The 20,144-nt window shown below is 67.3% G+C and carries 19 protein-coding genes; 9 read left to right on the plus strand and 10 right to left on the minus strand.

Annotated elements, in window-relative coordinates:
• Window position 1: 1 nt before the first annotated feature.
• Window positions 2-517: a MarR family winged helix-turn-helix transcriptional regulator gene (locus ACZ50N_RS26300; protein ID WP_048424991.1), complete on the minus strand. Its 516-nt coding sequence runs from the start codon at window positions 515-517 to the stop codon at window positions 2-4.
• Between the two features lie 19 nt (window positions 518-536).
• On the opposite strand from ACZ50N_RS26300, the gene ACZ50N_RS26305 reads away from it, so the two are divergent.
• On the plus strand, window positions 537-1,568 hold the full coding sequence (locus ACZ50N_RS26305) for a fused (3R)-hydroxyacyl-ACP dehydratase subunits HadA/HadB (protein WP_046364231.1): 1,032 nt from the start codon (window positions 537-539) through the stop codon (window positions 1,566-1,568).
• A gap of 153 nt (window positions 1,569-1,721) precedes the next feature.
• Window positions 1,722-2,666 carry an NADP-dependent oxidoreductase gene (locus ACZ50N_RS26310; protein ID WP_464474165.1) on the plus strand — a complete coding sequence of 315 codons (945 nt, stop codon included), beginning with the start codon at window positions 1,722-1,724 and terminating at the stop codon, window positions 2,664-2,666.
• A 6-nt stretch (window positions 2,667-2,672) separates the two neighbouring features.
• Here the strand turns inward: ACZ50N_RS26310 and ACZ50N_RS26315 are convergent, their stop codons facing one another.
• From ACZ50N_RS26315 to ACZ50N_RS26340, 6 genes are all read right to left on the minus strand, one after another.
• A complete protein-coding gene (locus ACZ50N_RS26315) occupies window positions 2,673-3,161 on the minus strand; it encodes a MarR family winged helix-turn-helix transcriptional regulator (protein WP_073682161.1) in 489 nt (162 codons plus the stop codon).
• A 78-nt stretch (window positions 3,162-3,239) separates the two neighbouring features.
• Window positions 3,240-4,043, minus strand: a complete 804-nt coding sequence (locus ACZ50N_RS26320; protein WP_464474166.1) for a DeoR/GlpR family DNA-binding transcription regulator — start codon at window positions 4,041-4,043, stop codon at window positions 3,240-3,242.
• Between the two features lie 9 nt (window positions 4,044-4,052).
• Window positions 4,053-6,314 (minus strand): 4-hydroxythreonine-4-phosphate dehydrogenase PdxA, encoded by a 2,262-nt coding sequence (pdxA, locus tag ACZ50N_RS26325; protein WP_464474167.1) that lies wholly within the window; start codon window positions 6,312-6,314, stop codon window positions 4,053-4,055.
• Window positions 6,311-7,006 (minus strand): SDR family NAD(P)-dependent oxidoreductase, encoded by a 696-nt coding sequence (locus ACZ50N_RS26330; protein ID WP_464474168.1) that lies wholly within the window; start codon window positions 7,004-7,006, stop codon window positions 6,311-6,313. Before ACZ50N_RS26330 ends, pdxA begins: the two co-directional genes overlap by 4 nt.
• Entirely contained in the window at window positions 7,003-8,223 is a 1,221-nt protein-coding gene (locus ACZ50N_RS26335) for a sialidase family protein (RefSeq protein ID WP_464474169.1), read from the minus strand. Before ACZ50N_RS26335 ends, ACZ50N_RS26330 begins: the two co-directional genes overlap by 4 nt.
• A complete protein-coding gene (locus ACZ50N_RS26340) occupies window positions 8,220-9,806 on the minus strand; it encodes an ABC transporter substrate-binding protein (protein WP_464474170.1) in 1,587 nt (528 codons plus the stop codon). The genes ACZ50N_RS26335 and ACZ50N_RS26340 overlap by 4 nt, the downstream gene beginning before the upstream one ends.
• A gap of 341 nt (window positions 9,807-10,147) precedes the next feature.
• Between ACZ50N_RS26340 and ACZ50N_RS26345 the strand changes: the two genes are divergently transcribed.
• The 6 genes from ACZ50N_RS26345 to ACZ50N_RS26370 are packed head-to-tail and all read left to right on the plus strand — an operon-like array spanning window position 10,148 to window position 15,447.
• Window positions 10,148-11,083, plus strand: coding sequence for an ABC transporter permease (locus tag ACZ50N_RS26345; RefSeq protein WP_046365376.1), 936 nt, complete (start codon window positions 10,148-10,150; stop codon window positions 11,081-11,083).
• Window positions 11,080-12,039, plus strand: a complete 960-nt coding sequence (locus tag ACZ50N_RS26350) for an ABC transporter permease (RefSeq protein WP_048424986.1) — start codon at window positions 11,080-11,082, stop codon at window positions 12,037-12,039. Before ACZ50N_RS26345 ends, ACZ50N_RS26350 begins: the two co-directional genes overlap by 4 nt.
• A 1-nt stretch (window position 12,040) precedes the next feature.
• Complete coding sequence (locus tag ACZ50N_RS26355) at window positions 12,041-12,853, plus strand: ABC transporter ATP-binding protein (RefSeq protein WP_464474171.1); 813 nt, start codon at window positions 12,041-12,043, stop codon at window positions 12,851-12,853.
• Window positions 12,850-13,704 (plus strand): ATP-binding cassette domain-containing protein, encoded by an 855-nt coding sequence (locus ACZ50N_RS26360; RefSeq protein ID WP_464474172.1) that lies wholly within the window; start codon window positions 12,850-12,852, stop codon window positions 13,702-13,704. Before ACZ50N_RS26355 ends, ACZ50N_RS26360 begins: the two co-directional genes overlap by 4 nt.
• Entirely contained in the window at window positions 13,704-14,660 is a 957-nt protein-coding gene (locus ACZ50N_RS26365; RefSeq protein ID WP_046365368.1) for an aldo/keto reductase, read from the plus strand. Before ACZ50N_RS26360 ends, ACZ50N_RS26365 begins: the two co-directional genes overlap by 1 nt.
• A 10-nt stretch (window positions 14,661-14,670) precedes the next feature.
• Window positions 14,671-15,447: an HpcH/HpaI aldolase family protein gene (locus tag ACZ50N_RS26370; RefSeq protein WP_464474173.1), complete on the plus strand. Its 777-nt coding sequence runs from the start codon at window positions 14,671-14,673 to the stop codon at window positions 15,445-15,447.
• Here ACZ50N_RS26370 and ACZ50N_RS26375 read toward each other — a convergent pair.
• Window positions 15,413-15,988, minus strand: coding sequence for a DedA family protein (locus ACZ50N_RS26375; RefSeq protein ID WP_201778417.1), 576 nt, complete (start codon window positions 15,986-15,988; stop codon window positions 15,413-15,415). The two genes, ACZ50N_RS26370 and ACZ50N_RS26375, sit on opposite strands and share 35 nt — an antisense overlap.
• Window positions 15,989-16,194: 206 nt before the next feature.
• On the opposite strand from ACZ50N_RS26375, the gene ACZ50N_RS26380 reads away from it, so the two are divergent.
• Window positions 16,195-16,671, plus strand: a complete 477-nt coding sequence (locus ACZ50N_RS26380) for a hypothetical protein (RefSeq protein ID WP_048424983.1) — start codon at window positions 16,195-16,197, stop codon at window positions 16,669-16,671.
• A gap of 7 nt (window positions 16,672-16,678) precedes the next feature.
• On the opposite strand, the gene ACZ50N_RS26385 is transcribed toward ACZ50N_RS26380, so the two are convergent.
• Both ACZ50N_RS26385 and ACZ50N_RS26390 read right to left on the minus strand, forming a co-directional pair.
• Window positions 16,679-19,570 carry an MMPL/RND family transporter gene (locus ACZ50N_RS26385; protein WP_236728492.1) on the minus strand — a complete coding sequence of 964 codons (2,892 nt, stop codon included), beginning with the start codon at window positions 19,568-19,570 and terminating at the stop codon, window positions 16,679-16,681.
• Window positions 19,567-20,013, minus strand: coding sequence for an MmpS family transport accessory protein (locus ACZ50N_RS26390; protein WP_046365372.1), 447 nt, complete (start codon window positions 20,011-20,013; stop codon window positions 19,567-19,569). Before ACZ50N_RS26390 ends, ACZ50N_RS26385 begins: the two co-directional genes overlap by 4 nt.
• Window positions 20,014-20,144: the final 131 nt, after the last annotated feature.

Below are 20,144 nucleotides of genomic sequence, written 5' to 3' on the forward strand. Positions count from 1 at the left end.
ATCACTCGGTCGGCGAGCCGAATTCCGGAGGTGGGAGCGAGCCCGTACGCAGCAGTGAGTCGTGGACCGTGGCCAGGATGTCGGCGAGCGCCGACTCCTGGCCACGGTCGGTGTCGGAGAAAACCGTCTCTCGCACCCAGGCCGCATGGATCGGAACGGCGGCTCGGAATTGGCGCACCCCGTCGGCGGTCAGCGTGATGTCGGTGGCGCGGCGGTCGTCAGCCGACGGCAGCCGGTCGATCAGCCCGCGTGTGGCCATGCGCTTCAGGTGGTGAGAGAGCCGGCTGCGCTCCCATCCGATGACGGTGGCCAGGCTGGACAGTTGCGCCTTGCCGTCGGGTGCGTTGTACAGCGCATTGAGCACCGTGTAGTCCGCAAGGGACAACCCGCAGTCGCGCTGGAGGTGCCGGTTCATCTCGTACTCGAGCCGGTGGTACACCCGCATGTAGCTGATCCACGCCCGCTGCTGGGAGGCGGTGAGCCCGTCGCCCGCCGCCCCCGCCGACCGTTCTGCCATGCCGATTAGTGTGCAATCCATGACTGCCGCAGCAGAAACGTCGCCGTTGGAAGCCCGGGTGGGCCACTACTACCAGATGGACGGCACGTATCTGGTCGGCCGCGAGAAGCTCCGCGAGTACGCCCGTGCAGTGCAGGACTATCACCCCGCGCACTGGGATGTCGACGCCGCCGCTGAACTGGGCTATCCCGATCTCGTGGCGCCACTGACCTTCACGTCGGCGCCGGGGATGCAGTGCAACCGTCGGATGTTCGAAGAGGTCGTGGTCGGCTACGACACCTACATGCAGACCGAGGAGGTCTTCGAGCAGCACCGTCCGATCGTGGCGGGCGACGAGTTGAAGATCGATGTCGAGCTGACGTCGGTGCGCCGCATCGCCGGACGTGACCTGATCACGGTGACGAACACGTTCACCGATACCGCCGGCGAACGGGTGCACACGCTGCACACGACGGTGGTCGGGGTGACCGCCGAGGACATCGGCGCTGACGTCAAGGCCGCGGTGCAGAACGCGATGATGCACGACATGAACATCCTCGACATCGGGGGTTCGCAGGAGAATTACGAGAAGACGGTGCGCCCCGACGGCGACGTCCGGCTGTCCGACGGCGGCTCGACACGCACGCCGGGCTCACGTGCGTTCACCGACGTGTCAGCCGGCGAGGAGATCCCGGTGCACCACACCCGCCTGTCGCGGGGCGATCTCGTCAACTACGCCGGGGTGGCCGGTGATGCCAACCCCATTCACTGGGACGAGGACCTCGCCAAGCTGGCCGGGTTGCCCGACGTGATCGCCCACGGCATGTTGACGATGGGCCTGGGCGCCGGGTTCGCCTCGTCGTGGACCGGTGATCCCGGGGCGGCGCTGCGGTTCGCCGTTCGGCTGTCGGCGCCGGCGATCGTGTCCGCCAAGGAGGGCGCCGACGTCGAGTTCAGCGGCAAGGTGAAGTCGCTTGACCCCGAGACCCGGTCGGGCGTCCTGATCGTCGGCGCGAAGTCGGCCGGAAAGAAGATCTTCGGGTTGGCCACCCTCGCCGTCCGCTTCAGCTGACCGACTCCGGCGCCGGCTGGCGCGGCCGGCCCACTGCGGCCCCGGTCAGGCCGACCTATCGATCCACCGCGCACCTCCGGAATGTTTCGATGTCGAAGCGAGTTGTCACCCGCAGATGCTTCGAATGCGAAGCACATGATCGAGGAGGACACCATGAAGGCAGTGCGGTATCACGAGTACGGCGGCAGTGACGTGTTGCGTTACGAGGACGCTCCGCGCCCGACACCCGGCCCGCAGCAGGTGCTGGTCGAGGTCGCCGCCACATCGTTCAACCCGGTGGACGCGGGCATCCGGGGCGGCTACCTGACAGAGGTCTACGAGGTCGACTTCCCCCACATCCCGGGTGTGGACGTGGCCGGCACGATCGCGGAGCTCGGCGACGGCGTGACCGGATGGACGCTCGGCGACGCCGTGGTGGCGTTCCTGCCCCTCGACGCTGACGGCGCGGCAGCCGAGTACGCCCTGGTGCCCGCCTACGCATTGGCGGCGGCCCCCACGTCGGTGCCCCTCGTCGATACCGCAGCACTCCCCGAGCCCGCACTGACCGCCTGGCAGGCGCTGTTCGAGATCGCCGGGCTCACGGCCGGGCAACGTGTATTGATCAACGGCGCCGCCGGAGCCGTCGGCGGCTACGCCGTGCAGTTGGCCAAGCAGGCCGGCGCGCACGTCACCGCCACGGCGAGGGACCGCGACACACAACGGCTGCTTGATCTCGGCGCTGATCGCACGGTGGGGTACCTCGACTACGACCGATCACCGATCCGCGTCGAGGGGGCACCGTTCGACGTGGTGCTCAACCTGGTCTCCACCACCGACTCGCAAACCGAGGCCTTGATCAGCCTGATCGGAGACGGCGGTTTCCACGTCGGGACCATGGTGTTCGGACCCGAGAACCCGCCGCGGGGAATCCGCACCCAGCGCGTGTTCGTCCGCAGCGACGCCGCCCAGCTGGCTGCACTGGCGCACCGCGTCGACGACGGACAGCTGCGCATCGAGGTCGCCGATCGCCGCCCTCTTGCTGAGGCCGCCGCGGTGCACGACGCCTCTGACGCGGGGCGCCTGCACGGCAAGACGCTGCTCGTCCCCGCGCGACACTGACGCCGGTCAGTCGGCGCGGTGTCTGCGGGGGGCGGCCGAGCGCGGCGGGCGAGCACGCATGTGGTCGCGCGCCGCGCTCATCATGTCTGCGAGTGCGCGTACATCTCGGGCCGAAAGCGCGTCGAAGAGCAACTCCTGCACGACGTCGATGTGCCCCGGCAACACCGCGGCCAGCCGGTCACGGCCGCGCGCGGTGATCTCGACGACGGTGGCGCGCTGGTCCTCCGAGGACGCGGCGCGGCTGATCAATCCTTGCTTCTCGAGCAGCCCGGCCTGGTGCGTCAACCCGGAACGGCTGTAGACGACGCCGTCGGCGAGATCGGTCATCGTGAGCGGTCGATCGTTGTCCGAGAGTTTGGCGAGAATCTCGAATTGCACGTAACTCAAGCCCCCGTCGTCCAGCAGCTGTTGGCGTACCGCGTATTGCAACAAGCTGACCGACTCCATCAGTGCGAAGTACGCCCGCAGTTGGACGGGGTTCAGGGTGTCGGCCATGGCCCGACTGTAGTGCTTCGATGTCGAAGTGCCAGGGCCCGACCGCAGACACGCGCGTGAGCCATCGCGGTCCGCGGATCACGTCGCGGGTCTGACCGCCGGGTCCAGAAGCTGCGGCGCCACCGCGACGGTCAGCGAAGCCTTTTCGAACGAACGGATCTGGTCCTCGGTGACGTCGGAGTCGGTCACCAGCGTGGCGCCGGCCGGAATCGGCGCCCACGCGTGAAATGGCCTGCGCCCCAGCTTCTGTGCGTGGGCCAGCACGTAGACCGTCTCCGCGCGCTGCATCATCAGTTCCTTGAGCCGAGTCTGTTCCAGCTCCGCTTCGCAAATCCCCAGTTCCGAGTTGACCGCGTCTGCGCCCAGGAAGGCGCGATCGAACGTCAGCCGCTCCAGCGTGGCCTCGGCCAACGGGCCGACGAAACCCTGGCTGAGGTGCCGCAGAGTGCCGCCGATGCACTCGACGCGGACTGCGTCAGCGTCGGCAAGGGCTTCGAGAGCGGTGAGACCAGCGGTCACCACCGTGAGATCGGCGACGGTGCGCAGGTAATCGCCCATCGCCCCCACCGTGGTGCCCGCGTCGAGCAGTATGGTCTCGCCGGGTTGCACCTGCTCGGCCGCCCACTTGGCGATGGCGTGCTTGGCGTCGAATCCCTGCATCGCCCGTTGCCGGATCGAGGACTCCGGCTGCCGCCCGAGCGCGATCGCACCTCCGTAGGTGCGCGCGATCAGTCCCTCTTCGGTCAGCAGGCTCAGGTCGCGGCGGATCGTCGACGCGGTCACGCCGAACTGGGCCGACAACTCTTCGACGCTCGCCAGCCCTGTGGACCGGGCCAGCCGAATGATCTCAGCGCGGCGGCCCGTCGACCCACGTGGTGGCATCACCCACTCCTAATTGAGAACCGTTGTGCTGGTGGCAAGTTCGGCGGCCTGGCGCAGAGCTTCGACCATGCTACCCGCCTCCGCGATGCCTTTGCCCGCAATGTCGAAGGCGGTTCCGTGATCGACCGACGTCCGGATGACCGGCAGACCGACCGTGATGTTGACGCCCGCCTCGATACCGAGCACCTTGACCGGTCCGTGTCCCTGATCGTGGTACATCGCCACGATCAGGTCGTAGTCGCCGCGGCCGGCGAGGAAGAAGGCGGTGTCGGCCGGCAGTGGTCCGTGCGCGTCGATCCCGTCGGCGACCAGCGCTTCGACAGCCGGCACGATCTTCTGGTCTTCTTCGCCGTAGCCGAAGAGCCCGTTCTCCCCCGCGTGTGGGTTGATACCGCAGAGACCGATCTTGGGATGCGGATTGCCCGACCGCACGAGTGCGTCATGCCCGCGGCGCACCGTTCGTTCCACCAGGCCCGGTTCGATTTTTGCGACGGCGTCGAGCAGCCCGATGTGAGTGGTGACGTGAATGACCTTCAGCTTCGGCGACGACAACATCATCGACACCTCCTCGGTACCCGTCAGGTGGGCGAGAAGCTCGGTGTGCCCCGGATAGATGTGTCCCGCGGCGTGCAGCGCCTCCTTGTTCAGCGGCGCGGTACAGATCGCCTGGACTTCGCCGCGAACCGCCAGTTCGCTTGCCACCCGGATGTATTCGTAGGCGGCGTTGCCGGCGACGGCCGACAGCTCACCCCAGGGCAGGTCTGCCGGAAGCAGGTCGAGGTCGATGACGTTGATCCGGCCCGGCGCCACACGGGCGTCGCCGACCGTCTCGACCGCAACGATGTCACACGTGATGCCCAGGATGTCCGCGGCTTGGGTCAGCCGCTTCGCGTCTCCGATCACGACGGGGACGCACCACCCCGCGACGGCGTCGTCCAGGAGTGCCGGGACGATCACCTCGGGACCGATCCCGGCGCCATCCCCCATGGTGACGGCGACGACGGGAAGTGCTGCGGTGCCGGAGTTCGGCGTCATGGTGGTGCCCTTCAACTGGTGGGTGGGTGAAAACATCGGGTGGTGGGTGGGTGAAAGCATCGGGTGGTGGGTGGGTGAAACCCTGTCCGCACGTGAGGAACTCAGGTGCGCTGCGATGTCGACGAAACTGTCGCGATCGCCGAAGCTTCCGGGGCGAGTCACGATCCTGCGACCGTCGGAGGCCACACTGACGACAGCTCCGTGGTGCACGACGTCGACCGGCCGCAGCGCGTCGTATCCGAGCGCGTCGATGACCGCGCGGGCGGTCTCCCCGCCGGTCAGGACGAGATCGGGGCGCTGTCTCGCCTCACGGTCACCGGCGGCGACATGAGCGCCCAGCCGAGAGGCCAACGCAGTGCGCTGCTCCGCCGGCACCGATCCGGTGATGGTGAGGACGACCTGCGCGTGCGTCGCCAATGTCTCAGCCAGTCGGGACGATTCGGCGGTGCCCGTGAGGAGCTCGTCGGCTGCGACCGTGATCGGTACCGCACCGGCGCCGACGAGCGCCGCAACCTGTGCCGTCGCATTCCTGGCTCCGGTGCCCACGACGGTCAAAATGACTGATTGACCGTCGTTTTCGGCGATCGATACGGAAGAGCTCGCGTCCAGTGTGCGCGCCAGGGCAGCCGTCAGCGCTGCGGTTCCGACCAATTGGACACCCGGTACCTGTCGAGCGGCGGCGAGCGTGGCATCGAGGTCGGCGTCTGAGGCCACATCGCAGATCGCCACCGCACCGTCGGCCACCGCGACGGCGATGTCCGCCGGCGACGAGCAGATGCGGCTGGGGCGCCGGACGACGTCGGTGATCGACAGCGGCGGTGGTGCCGGCTCCAGGTGCCACAGGTCGGTGCGGTGCAGGGGAACGCCGTCGACGTGGAGCACACCGTCGCGCACAGTGCGGCCGAGACCGGGAAGCCCGGCCGCGACGACGACCGGGCCGCGATCGGCCAGGACGTCCACGGTCGAACCGATGTGCCCGCGCAACAGTGAGTCGATCTTGACGATCGTGAGACGGTCCGCGGGGCTGCGGTCGAGGGTGGACTCCAGAACCGAATCCGTCTGTGACGGCGGCGCTGCCCGCGTGTTCAGGTCGACAACGGTGACGCCGGAAAGGTCCGCGTGCGCCGGGTCCAGCACGAGCCTCGCCTCGGGGACGCGGCCGAGGAAGGATGCGGCGGCCTCGGCGGCACCGGAGAGGTCGTCGGCGAGAACGAGGATGTCGGCAGAAGTGCTCATAGCGACAGACCTGCACATTGGGTGATGACCTGGCCGGTGATGCTGCGCGCGTCGGCGCCCAGTAGGAAGGTGACCAGGCCGGCGACTTCACCGGAGTCGATGAGGCGCCCCATCGGGGGCACCGTGGCGGGGGTTCGTGCCCGGTTCGGGTCGGCCAACATCGGGGTGTCCGTGGGTCCCGGGGCGACGACGTTGACGGTGATGCCTCGCGTGACGAGTTCGGCTGCCCACGAGCGAGCCATGCCCGTGAGTGCGGATTTGGTGGCGGCGTACTGGCTCTTGCCGGGATTGCCACTCATCGTGCGGCTGCCGATCAGGACGATGCGGCCACCCTCGGCGATCCGGGAGGCCAGGGTGTCGACAAGCGCTTCGGCCGCACCGACGTGGATGCGCCACATCTGCGCACTGTGCCCGAGATCCAGTTCGCCCACCGGCGCTGCGAATTGGACACCGGCCGCGTGGATGACCGCGTCGACGGTCTGCAGCCCAGCGAGGTGGCGCTGGATCTGGCCGAAGTCCGCCATGTCGGTTTCGCACCAGTCGAAACGGTCGTCGTCGAGGGCGGGCTTGCGGCGACTGAGCCCCAGCACGCGCCAGCCGTCGGCGAGCAGCCGCTCGGCGATGGCCGCACCGATTCCGGAGCTGACCCCCGTCACGATGGCTTGCTTGGTGGCGCTTTTGACCTCGCTCATGTCGCGCTTCCGTACACCCACGAATTGTCCAGTCCGACATACTCGATCGCCTGACGGAAGCGCGTGAACGCGACGTGCAGCGTCTGACCGTCCGCGCAGATCGACGGGTACGACAGCTCGCGGTTGAGCGCATCGCGGGAGTTGTTGGACAGGCAGTAACCATCACCGTCTTCGACGGTGCGGCGGACGGGCCACGTCAGTCCGCCGTCACGGGAGATCGCAAGCGTCATCGGGGCCCGCGGGGCACCCCAGAACGCGGTGCGCGCGTCGGCGTCGATCGCCGACGGCTCAGGCGTGACAGGGTGCTGGGCGCCCTCGGCGAGTCCGTCGTCGTCGATCTCGTCGTACAGCGAGAGACGTCGGGCCGTGGCGTCGGCGGCACTGGAATGGTTGTACACCAACGCAAGTCGATCGTCGGGCAGTACGACGAACTGGATCGAGGAGTTGTTGTTGGGCAGTTCGGTGGGCTGCGGCGCCGACCACGATTCGCCGTCGTCGGTGGACACGCTGCGGTAGATCGAATCGGCCCACCGACTGCGGAACAGCGCGACCAGTGTGCCGTCGGAGAGACGGCCGATGTTCATGTGTACGCAGCCAATACTGTCGGGCACCACCACCTCACGCCAGGTCGATCCGTCGTCGTCGGAGATGAGCACGGCGCTGTAATCGTGGTTGCCGACCCACTTCTCGCCCGGGGTGCGCACACAGTAGAAGATCGGCAGCAGCAGTCGGCCGCTCGGCAGCACGGTCAGGGGTTGGCGGATGAACACACCCGCATGCGGGGTTTCGGCGACCATGGTGTGCACCGGGCCCCAGGTGTTTCCGCCGTCGTTCGAGATGCGTCGCTGCACCCGCGCGGTGTCCTGGTTGCCGGCGTGCTGCGACGTCCACAGCAGCCACACCTCACCGCCGTCGCGGACGTGCAGCACGGGGTTCTGCTCGGATCGCGTGCTGTCGTCGGACATCTGTACCGGCTGCGTCCAGACCGTCTCGCCGGCGGGCAGTCGGGAGAACCAGACACTGATGTCTGCCACGCCCTCCTGCGTGCCCGAGAACCACACGCACGCCAGGGATCCGTCGGGCAGCATCGTGAGGTTCGCGGCGTGGTTCTGGACGCGCGGCGGCGGCAGCAACGTTTCGTGGCGGCCCTCTTCGGCGTGATCCCGCAGCACGCCGTCGGGCTGCAGGGTGGTGGTGTCGGCGGTGGCGGTGCTCATGCGTTTCCGTTCAGCGTCACAGCGGCGAGGTCGTAGGAGTTGGTGGGGCGCAGGTTGATCCCGTCGATGCGACTCCGGCGGCCGAGGACGGCCTTCGGGACGAAGGACCAGAGGCACGGGCAGGTCGCCCAGATCTGCCGTTGCGCGTCGGCGAGCAGGGCATCGCGGCGGACAGGGTCCACTTCTTCGGAGGCAGCCGTGATGGTCTTCGTGATGTCGGGGAACACGTAACCGTGGTAGGTGTCCCGGGTGGCCTCCTTGGCGGCGGTGCCTGCATACATCCCCTGCATGATCGTCAGCGCCAAGCCGGTGGGGCTGGGGTAGCCGTTGCCGAGGATGTCCCAGTCGCCGGCCTTACCCTGCCGCCACTGGGCGATGTCGCCGCCGGGCTCGAACTGCTGGAGCACGGCGTTGACCCCCACAGCTGAGAGCATCTGCACCACCGACTCCATGATGTCGGTGTCTGCTGCGAATTCACCGCTCTCCCAGATGATCTTGACGCGCAGATCATCGAGCCCCAGGGCTCTGAGCTCGGACTTGGCGCGGTCCGGATCGTAGGTGTAGTTGCCGGTTTCGACGGCGCCGGCCAGGCTCAACGGAATGACGCCGCGGGAGGCGGTGGCCGAGCCCTGCATGACGTTGTCGATGAGGGACTGCCCGTCGATCGCGTAGGTGAGCGCCCGGCGCACCCGCGCATCTGCCATCGGAGAGCTCGGGGGCTTGCGGAAGTTGTAGAAGAGCTGGTTCAGACGCACCCCGTCCGCATGCTGAACGGCCACGCCGGCCAGCCCGGAGATCTGGTCGGTGGAATCGGGGGTGATGGAGTCGATGACGTCGATCTCACCGCTGCGCAGGGCCACGACGCGGCTCGATTCGTCGGGCATGAACCGCACCCGCACCGATTCCACGTGCGGCGCTGCGCCCCAGTAGTTCTCGTTGCGCGCCAAGGTGTAGGTGCCCTGTCCGCGATCCGACTGTGTCACCACATAGGGCCCGGTGCCGACTCCACCGGAGAGGTCCTCGGGTTTGTTGGCCGCCGCCGGGGTGATCAAGATGTTGCTCATCAGGTAGTCGAGCACCGGCACGGGCCGCGTCGTGCGCAACGTGAAGCTGGCGTCGTCGATCTGCTCCACAGTGGGCCACTCGGGGAAGAAGCCCGCGACAAAGGATCCGTTGACCTGGGAGTACATCGACAGCGCCGTGGCCACGTCACGAACCTCGACCGGTGCGCCGTCCGAGTAGCGGATACCGGGCCGCAGCCGGACGTACCAGGTGGTCGGGTCCACGAGCCGGAACTGGTCGGCGAGCACCAGTCGGGGCTTGAGATCGGCGTCGATCTCGGTCAGCGCCTGCCGCACCGCGCGCTGCACGGTCAGCGCGGCGTCATACTGCAGCAGCTTGTTGTCGAGCGTGTTCAGTGCCCGATTGAGACCGAGGCTGATGGTGGTCGGTCCTGGGCGTCCCGTCGGCGTGGCGCAGGACACCACCGCGGGAGCGATGGCCAGACCGGCACCGAACAGCAGGCTCGACTTCAGCATCGAGCGTCGCGACAGGCGGCGATCGGCGAGCGATTCGGTCATCATCGACCCTCCAACTTCGACGGGGTTGTCGCGGTGACGCATCGGAATGCGCATGAGTTGTGATCGCGACCACAACAACGTAACTGTTTTGCGCGTAACACGCAATATTGAAATCCATACTTGCGCGTTGTGCGCATCAGTGTCATTGTGATCTGGACGACAAACTCGTCACTTCACGGCCGCGACCACATCGTCGCGGCGGATCGAAAGGTCGACGATGACCGCACAGGCGCATCGAGAGGTCGGTGACTGAGATGGCCGATCAACTACTCGCGGCCCCACCGAAACCGGCTCCCCAGGCCGGCACGGCTCGCCGCCGGTCGATGGACGCACTGCTCGGGCCGATGCCGGGCTATCTACTGCGCCGCCTGGGCCAGAGCCTCCTCACGGTGTTCCTCACCCTGACAACGGTGTTCGTGCTCATCCGGATGGCCCCCGGCGATCCGGCCTACGCCCTGGCGGGGCCGCTGGCGAGCACCGAAGATCTCGCCCGCATCCGCACCCAGATGGGTCTCGACGAATCCGTCTTCGTCCAGTATCTGAAGTACCTGCAGGGGTTGCTGCATCTGGATCTGGGCACCTCGTATTCATTCCAGGCACCCGCGCTGGACGTCGTGTTCTCGCGACTCCCCTACACGGTCACCCTGGCGGTCGCCGCCATCCTGCTGACGACGGTGGTGGCCATCCCCCTCGGGGTCTGGATGGCCCACCACGCCGACACGCGTCGTGAGCTGGCCGCCAACGCCGCGACCATCGCCGGTCAGTCGATGCCCGACTTCTGGACCGGGCTGATGCTGATCACGGTGTTCGCGGTCGTGTTTCCGATCCTGCCGCCTGCCGGATTCACCACCTGGTCGAGCCTGATCCTGCCCACTGTCACGGTCGCAGTGCTGCAGGTGGCCCTCATCTCTCGGATGGTCCGCCGCGAGATGGTCGGCGCGTTCCTGTCCCCCTACATCACCGTCGGCCGCGCACGCGGGGTGTCCGAACGCGAGCTGATCTGGCGCTACGCGCTGCGCAACTCGGCCATCCCCGTGCTGACCGCGCTCGGTACCCGCTTCGCGTCGATGCTCAACGGCGTCGTCGTCGTGGAGGTCGTGTTCGCGTGGCCGGGCGTCGGCTCACTGGTGGTCCGCGCACTCGAGACCCGCGACTACCCGCTCATCCAGGCCACCGTGCTGGTCACCGCCGTCCTGGCCATCCTGGTCCAGCTGCTGGTCGACCTCTGTTATCCACTCCTGGACCCGCGGGTCCGCCTCGGAAAGGGACGCGGCAAATGACCAGCGCATCAACCCCTCCACAGACCATCGTGATCGAGCCACCCGATCAACCCCGCCCTTCCGCCGTCACCGAACGCGACATCGCCCGGGCCGGGGCCACCCGGCGCAGCCGCGACAGCCGCATCAAGATCTGGGTCGGCACCATCTCCGTGCTGATCGTCGTTGCTCCCGTGGCCTTGGCTCGCATTCTGCCGCTCCCGTCCCCCGACGCGACGAACCTGGCCGCGCGCCGCTTGCCGCCGCTGACAGACGGCCACCTGTTCGGCACCGACCAGCTCGGCCGCGATCTGCTCGCGCGCGTGCTCTACGGCGGCCAGGTGTCGCTGCTCATCGGTCTTCTCGCGGTGCTGGTGTCGGGCCTGATCGGGCTGACACTGGGCGCGCTCGCCGGCTACCGCGGCGGGTGGACCGACACCATCGTCAGCCGCCTGCTCGAAGCTCAGCTGTCACTGCCCCTGCTGATGATGCTGCTGCTCGTCGTCGCGCTGTTCGGCGCGTCGATCCCGGTGATCACATTCGTCATCGCGATCGCGCAGTGGCCCGAAATCGCGCGCCTGACAAGATCTTTGACCCTGGTCGAACGGGAGAAGCCGTACATCGCGGCGGCCCACGTGCTCGGCCTGGGCAACGGCGCGATCCTGCTGCGTCACATCGTGCCCAACATCGTCAAGCAGGTTTCGCTGGTGGTCATGCTGTTGCTCGCGCAGGCCGTACTGCTGGAGAGTGCCCTGTCCTACCTGGGCGCCGGCCCGCAACGGCCCTTCGCCACCTGGGGTCGCATCATCTCCGACGGGCAGGACTACGTCACCACCTCTTGGTGGCTGGTCACGCTGCCGGGCTTGGTGATCGCGGTGCTGGTGGTGGGGGTCAACCTGCTGGGCGACGGTATGCGTGATCGCACCGGCGGGTCGAAGGGTCTCCTCAAACGCTTTGCGCTGCAGCGGAAGGACAAGTGAGATGGGCAACCTGTTACGCGTCGACGAACTCCAGATCGAACTGATCACCGCGCGCGGGGTCGTTCGCGCGGTCGACCGCGTCTCGTTCTGCATCGATGCCGGCGAGACGGTCACCATCATCGGCGAGTCCGGCTCCGGGAAATCCACGACCGCCATGGGCGTCCTGGGCCTGCTGCCCACGGATCTGGCCGTGCTCTCCGGGCACGCCAGTTTCAAGGACTGCGACATCCTCGGCAACAGCGCGGCTTTGGCGAAAGTACGCGGTCGCCACATCGCACTCATCCCCCAGGACCCGATGACGGCGCTCAGCCCGGTTCACACCATCGGCTCCCAGCTGCGCGACGCGATCCGCCACAGCGGGGTCACGGGGCGCGCGGCACAACGGGACCGCGCGGTCGAACTGCTCGAGCAGGTCCGCATTCCCCGTGCCACAGAGCAACTCGGCAAGTATCCGCACCAACTGTCCGGCGGCATGCTGCAGCGCGTCTTGATCGCAGCCGCCCTTGCCGCCGGCCCGGAACTCATCGTCGCCGATGAACCCACCAGCGCTCTCGACGTCACCGTCCAGGCCAGCATCTTGGACCTGCTGCTGGAACTGCAGGAGCGCACCGGAGTGGCGATGTTGATGATCACCCACGATCTCGGCGTGGCGCGGCTGATGTCGGACCGGATCTTCGTCATGAAGCAGGGCCGATTCGTCGAGGGCGGAAACGCCGACGAGCTGCTGGGTAACGCTCAGAGTCCCTACACCAAGCGCCTTCTCGACGCCGTTCCGCGCCTGGACGGCCACCCCGAACTGGAGGTTCCGGCATGAGCGAACCACTGCTGCGCATCGACGATCTGGTCGTCGAATACCCGGTCACGGGGGGCGTGTTCCGCGCGCTCGACTCGATCAGCCTATCCGTCGACAAGGGCACCTGTCTCGCCGTCGTCGGCGAATCTGGCTGCGGCAAGTCGACATTGGCCAAGTCGATCGTGCGCTTGGTCCGCCCCACGTCGGGACGGATCTGCATCGACGACGTCGACATCGCGACGATGTCGGAGCGGAAGCTCAAGCCCTACCGATCCCGGATCCAGATGGTGTTCCAGGACCCCTACGGATCGCTGGACCCCCATCTGTCCGCGGTGGACATCGTCGCCGAGCCGCTGCGACTGCGCGGCGTGCGCAGCAAGAGCGAGCGCGAGACGCGTGCCGCCGCGCTGATCGACCGGGTGGGTCTGCCGTCCACGGCACTGCACCGCAAACCGGCGGAGTTTTCCGGTGGTCAGCGTCAGCGCATCGGCATCGCCCGTGCGCTCGCCAGCGAACCCGAGTTGCTGGTGTGCGACGAGGCGACCAGCGCGCTCGACGTGTCGGTCCAGGCGCAGGTGCTCGATCTGCTGCGTGAGATCAGGCACGACACCGGTCTGACCTACGTGTTCATCTCCCACAATCTCGGCGTGGTGCGGGAGATCAGCGACACCATCGTCGTGATGCAGTCCGGTCGCATCGTCGAATCGGGCAGCACCTCTGAGGTTCTGGCCCGCCCGACCCAGCCCTACACCGCCGCGCTGCGGGCCGCGGCGCTCGATCCCACCACGATGGTCGGCGTGAAGCCGCGCAACGTGGTCTCGCGTCTCGGTGCCACCGGCACCGCCACCCCCACCTCCCGAGGAGCTGCCTGATGACCGAGCTCGACCTCACCCGACCCGTCCTGGGCACCATGACGTTCGGGGACACCGTCGACGAGCGCGTGGCCGCAGACATGGTCGATGCCGCTCTGGCGGCAGGGATCACCCACATCGACACCGCCAACGGTTATGCCGGTGGCGAATCGGAACGGATCCTCTCCCGGGTGCTGCGTGGTCGTCGCGACGAGGTCGCCTTGGCCACCAAAGCGGGCATCCCCCATCCGGATTCCGGTGACCACTCGCCGCTCTCGCCCGCCGGGCTCCGCGCGAGCCTCGACGGCAGCCTGGCCCGCCTCGGCACCGACCACGTCGACCTGTTCTACCTCCACCAGCCCGATCGGGCTGTGCCGCTGCGGGACACTCTGGCCACCGTGGCCGAATTCGTGGCCGAGGGCAAGGTGCGCGCACTCGGAGTGTCCAACTACGCAGCCTGGCAGATCGCCGAGATCAACCATCTCGCCGACGAAGTGGGCGCACCGCGCCCGATCGTGGCCCAGCAGGTCTACAACCTCATCGCGCGCCGCATCGAAGACGAATACGCCGAGTTCGCTGCCGTGACCGGCCTGGTGACCATGGTGTACAACCCGTTGGGCGGTGGACTGCTCACGGGCAAGCACACTTTCGACGCCGATCCGGCGGAGGGCCGCTTCGGCGATTCGCGGCTCGCCGCGATGTACAAGCAGAGGTACTGGAACGCCGCGGTGTTCGACGCCATCGGCGACCTTGCCACGCTCGCCGAGAAGGCCGGTATACCGATGACCGAGCTGGCCCTGCGGTGGCTGGTGAGCAAGCCGGCGGCGGGACCTATCCTGTTGGGCGGTTCCAAGGTCGGGCACCTCCAAGCCAACATCGATGCGATCGCCGCCGGCCCACTCGACGCCGACCTGGTCGCGGAATGCGACGACGTCGGCGCTGCCGTGCGCGGAGCCATGCCGAACTACAACCGCTGAGGACGAACCCATGACCGCAAGCGAATTCGCATCTCGGATGCGCCGCCGCGAACGCCTGATCGGCTACTGGTCGGTGCTGGACTGCCCGGTGGCCCACGAATGGCTGGCCTACGTCGGCTACGACTACCTCGCGCTCGACCTGCAGCACGGCCTCATCGGCTACTCCGGCATGGTGGCGGGCCTCACCGCCGTCGACGCTGCCCAGGGGCCCGTGGGCATGGTCCGCGTCGAAGCCAACGACCCCACGCCCATCGGCCGAGCGCTCGACGCGGGTGCGGCGGGAGTCATCGTGCCGCTGGTGAACACCGCGGCCGAAGCCGCCTCAGCCGTCGCGGCGGCCACCTATCCGCCGGCCGGCATTCGGTCCTACGGACCCATGCGTGCCCAGCTGCGCATCGGCCCCACTCCGGCGGTCGCGAACAACGACACCGTCGTCTTCGCCATGATCGAGACACCCCAGGGCCTGGCGAACGTCGAGGAGATCTGCGCGACCGAGGGTCTCACGGGCGTCTACGTGGGCCCGTCCGACCTACGGATCGCGGTGGGCGGCGCGCATTCGCAGGACCCTGCTGTCGACGACGAATTTGAGGCAGCGCTCGTGCGGGTCCGCGAAGCCGCCGCCGCGGCAGGCATCGCCGCCGGCATCCACACCCCCGACGGAGCGACTGCGTCGCGCCGGCTGGGTGAGGGCTACACGTTCGCGTCGGTGGCCTCTGACCTCACGCATCTGAAGATCGCGGCGGCCGCGCACCTCAAGGCTGCGAACGACGAGCCCGGCGGGTCATGACGAACCGCGCCAGCCACAGCAGCACCCCGCCGATCACCAGATACTGCAGGACGGCGGTGTACGGGTCGATGGCGTGCCAGTTGGCTCCGAGCAGGTAGCCGGCGCCGATCAAGGCGCTGTTCCAGACGAGGCTGCCCAGCAGGGTCAGCACCGTGAACAGCGCGAAGTTCATGCGTTCCGCGCCCGCCGGGATCGAGATGAAGCTGCGGAACAGCGGAATCATGCGACCGAACAGGACCGCTTTGGCCCCGTGCTTGCCGAACCACGCTGTGGTCTTGTCGACGTCCTCGGCGTCGACCAGCGGGATCCGCAGGATCAGCGCCCGCATCCGGTCATGTCCGAGCCACGCCCCGAGCGCGTAGAGGAGCCAGGCGCCGACCAGGGAGCCCGCCGTGGCACCCGCGATCGCCTCGGCCAGGGAGAGGTCACCGAGGCGGGCAGCGAAGCCTGCCATCGGCAGGATCACCTCGCTCGGTACCGGGGGGAAGAGATTCTCGGCGGCGATCGCGATGCCCGCGCCGAGCCCGCCCCATCGCTCCATCAGCTCGACCGTCCAGCCGGCAATACCATCCACAGCTGTCGCGGATTGTGTCGACAAAGGGTCGCCTTTCGTGAGGGGAATCCCCCGCGAGGGTACCGATGTTGCAGAAGACGGCCCGGTCCGAAGCTTCCTGTGTCATTGCTGTGAGCGTGCGTCGGAATCAGTTAGCCCGGGTAACCTTTTCGGTGAGCGTGAGGAGTTCCACCGTGGACCTGGGTCTGTGGGGCGATCTGTCGGTGCTTGCCGCTGTCGCCGAAATAGTTTTTGCCACGTGTGTTTTCGTGTACGTCGGACGGCTCGAACGGCAGACGTCGCATCCGCTCGGCGATGTCGTCGGCGCCCACAAAGAGGTGCTGGCGAAGCTGCGCAAGAAGCAACCCCTCACACGTGACGAAGCCGACTACGCGGCCGAGTTGATTCACGACGCCCGGTCACCGCTCGCCTACGCGATTCCCGCCGCGCTGTTCACGCTCGGTTTCTTCTACGTCGTCGGGTGTCTGTTCGTCCTGCATCTGGACGGCGGGCACCCGTCGTTCCGGACGTTCATCGGCGGTATCCCGATGCTGACGTCGATGAACATGGCCAACCAGCTCCGCCGCGTGGCCGCCCTCAAGGGGAACCTGCGCGACGTCGAGGTGCTCGACACCGAACCGATCGAGCAGCGCGAACCAGCCCACGTCTGACCCTCGCCTACTTCGCGTGCTTGACCGCCGGGTCGTCGTCCTCCCACAGCAGCAGTTGCCGCACCGCCGCGCGTGACCCGTAGGGCTGCAACATCGCACTCGCCGGCCGCGGCCGCACCCGCAGCGGCCACCAGAACCACCGGCCCAGCAGAGCCGCCACCGCCGGCGTCATGAACGACCTGACGATGAGGGTGTCGAACAGCAGCCCGAGCGCGATCGTCGTGCCGATCTGACCCAGGATGCGCAGATCTGAGAACAGGAACGACGCCATCGTGGCCGCGAAGACGAGCCCGGCCGCCGTCACCACCGACCCGGATCCCGCCATCGCACGGATGATCCCTGTGTTCAGTCCGGCTCCGATCTCCTCCTTGAAGCGCGAGATGAGCAGCAGGTTGTAGTCGGAGCCGACGGCCAACAGCAGAATGATGGCCAGCGCCAACACGATCCAGTACAGCTGGATACCCAGGAGGTCCTGCCAGATCAGCACCGACAGGCCGAACGACGCGCCCAGGGACAGTGCCACCGTGCCGACGATGACGAACGCCGCGACGATGCTGCGCGTGATGAACACCATCACCAGCAGGATCAGGCACATCGCCGCGATCCCCGCGATCATCAGGTCGTACTTCGCGCCGTCGGCGATGTCTTTGTAGGTAGCCGCGGTACCGGCGATGAAGATCCGCGAGCCGGCCAGCGGGGTGCCCTTGACGGCTTCGACCGCCGCATGCCGGATCGAGTCGATGTGCGAGATCCCCTCGGTGGTGGCGGGATCGCCCTCATGGGTGATGATCATTCGGGCGGCTTTGCCATCGGGTGAGAGGAAAAGCTTGAGCCCACGCTGGAATTCGGGATTGGTGAACGCTTCCGGAGGAAGGTAGAACGAATCGTCGGTCTTGGACGCATCGTAGGCCTGGCCCAACGCGGTGGAGTTCTCCAGGGCCCGCGAATTCTGGTCGTTCAGACCGGACTGCGTCGCGTAGTTCGTCATCGTCAGATTGCGGTTGGTCTCCTGGTTGCTGATCTGCGGAGGAATCAGGGCCAACAACTTCGGTTGCAGCGCATCGAGTTTCGCGATACTCCCGGCGACATTGGCGAGCTGGTCGGTCAGGTCGTTGATGCCGTCCAGGGCGTCGAACAGCGACCGCAGGGCCCAGCAGATCGGGATGTCGTAGCAGTGCGGCTCGAAGTAGAAGTAGTTGCGGATCGGCCGGAAGAAATCGTCGAAGTTGGCGATCTTGTCCCGCAGATCCTGTGCGGTCGCGACGGTCTGCGCGAACGCCCGGGTCTGCTCATCGGTCACCGCAGCCGACTGTTGTTGCAGCGCGTACTGCTGGCGCAACGTGTTGATTCCGTCGTTGATCACGCTCACCTGTTTGAGCAGATCGGCGGTGCGGGCCTGCTGGAACGGCAGTGAGTTGATCTGCGCGGCGCTGCTGGCGCTGAGCTGGAACGGAATCGACGTGTGGTCCAGCGGGGTACCGAGCGGGCGGGTGATCGACTGCACCTGCGCGATGCCGTCGGTGTGGAACACGGCCTTGGCGACCCGCTCGAGCAGGATCATGTCGGTGGGGTTGCGCAGGTCGTGGTCGGCCTCGACCATCAGCAGTTCGGGTTCCAGGCGCGCCTGCGAGAAGTGCCGTTCGGCGGCGGCGTAGCCGACGTTCGCCGGCGAGTCGGCGGGCATGTAGGTGCGGTTGTCGTAGTTGGTCTTGTAATTGGGCAGCGCCAGCAGGCCGATCAGCGCGATCGCGACAGTGGCCACCAGGATGGGACCCGGCCAGCGCACGATCGCGGTCCCGATGCGCCGCCAACCCTGCGTGCTCATCGGCCGGGCCGGTTCGAAGAGTCCGAAATGCCGGCCGATCGACAGCAGCGCCGGTGCCAACGTCAGCGCGGCCACCACGGCGACGAGCACGCCGATGCCGGCAGGCACCCCGAGGCTCTGGAAGTAGGGCAACCGGGTGAAGGTCAGGCACAGCACCGCTCCGGCGATGGTGAGGCCGGAGCCCAGGATGATGTGTGCGGTGCCGTGGTACATGCTCGTGAACGCCGCGACGCGGTCCTGCCCGCTGTAGCGCGCCTCGTGGAAGCGGCCGAGGATGAAGATCGCGTAGTCGGTGCCGGCCGCGATGACGAGCAGGGTCAGCAGATTGGTCGAGTAGGTGGACAGCTCGATGATGCCGGCGTTGGCCAGCACCGCGACCACGCCGCGGGACGCGGTCAATTCGATCATCACCGTGAAGATGACGAAGAACACCGTGGTGAGGCGCCGGAAGTAGACCATCAGCATGATCGCGATGACGCCGATCGTGATCAGCGTGGTCTTCAGCGTGCCCTGCCGCCCGACCTCGAACTGATCGGTGATCAGTGGTGCCGGACCCGTCACATACGCCTTGACGCCGGGCGGGGCCGGTGTGTTGTCGACGATCTCGCGCACCGAGTCGACGGACTCGTTGGCCAGTGACTCGCCTTGGTTTCCGGCCAGGAACACCTGCACGAGGGCGGCTTTGCCGTCCGAGCTCTGCGAACCCGCCGCGGTGAGCGGGTCGCCCCAGAAGTTCTGGATGTGCTGGACGTGGGTGGTGTCCTGCTGGAGCTTGGCGACGAGCCCGTCGTAGTAGCGGTGCGCGTCGGCCCCGAGGGGTTGGTCGCCTTCCAGCACGATCATCGCGGAGCTGTCGGAGTCGTATTCGCCGAAGTCTTTGCCGATGCGCTTGCTGGCTTGCAGCGACGGCGCATCCTTGGGACTCAGCGACACGTTGTGGGCTTCGGCGACCGTCTCCAGCTGGGGGACGAACACGTTGGTGACGACGGCCGTCACGAGCCAGAACAGCGCGATCAGCACGGAGAAGCGCCGGATCAGATCCGGAACGGACCGCCAGGACATCGGAGTGCTCATCCGGACTTGTCCAGGCAGAAGGTGTAGGCGTTCAGCGTGTTCACCTGCTTCTCGTCTTTGACCTCGCCGTCGATCGTGATGCGGCAGCCGATGGAGTCGCTGTCACCTTGGGCGGCGACGTTGACGAAGACGGCGGGGTCGGTGGTGATGGCGTCGTAGGACCAGGGCAGGGCCACGCCGAGTGCTTTCTGCGGCTGGGCGTGCACGTCGAGGTAGGTGACCGTGGCGGTGGTTCCGGGTGGACCGAAGACGTCGAGGACCACGTGTTTGGGGTTGAACGGCACGATCTGGCTGTCCGATCCGCTGGGCGTCGCCGTGACATCGCCCGAGGCGAAGATCCCGTGCAGCCGGTACACCGTGAACCCGGCCACCGCGACCACGACGACCGCGACGATCCACGGCCACCGTCGCCCGAGCCGCCGAGCGAACGAATCCCGCTGCATGCGTTGGCCTTTCAGGAGCGGCGACCAGGCGCGGACCGTCCGGAGATCGCTAGGATCACTAATCAACTTCGTTGACGGTACGACACGGGACCGTACCGCACAACATCGGGCCGCGGCGTCGCCGGCGTTCG

The organism is Mycolicibacterium obuense (assembly GCF_055397605.1).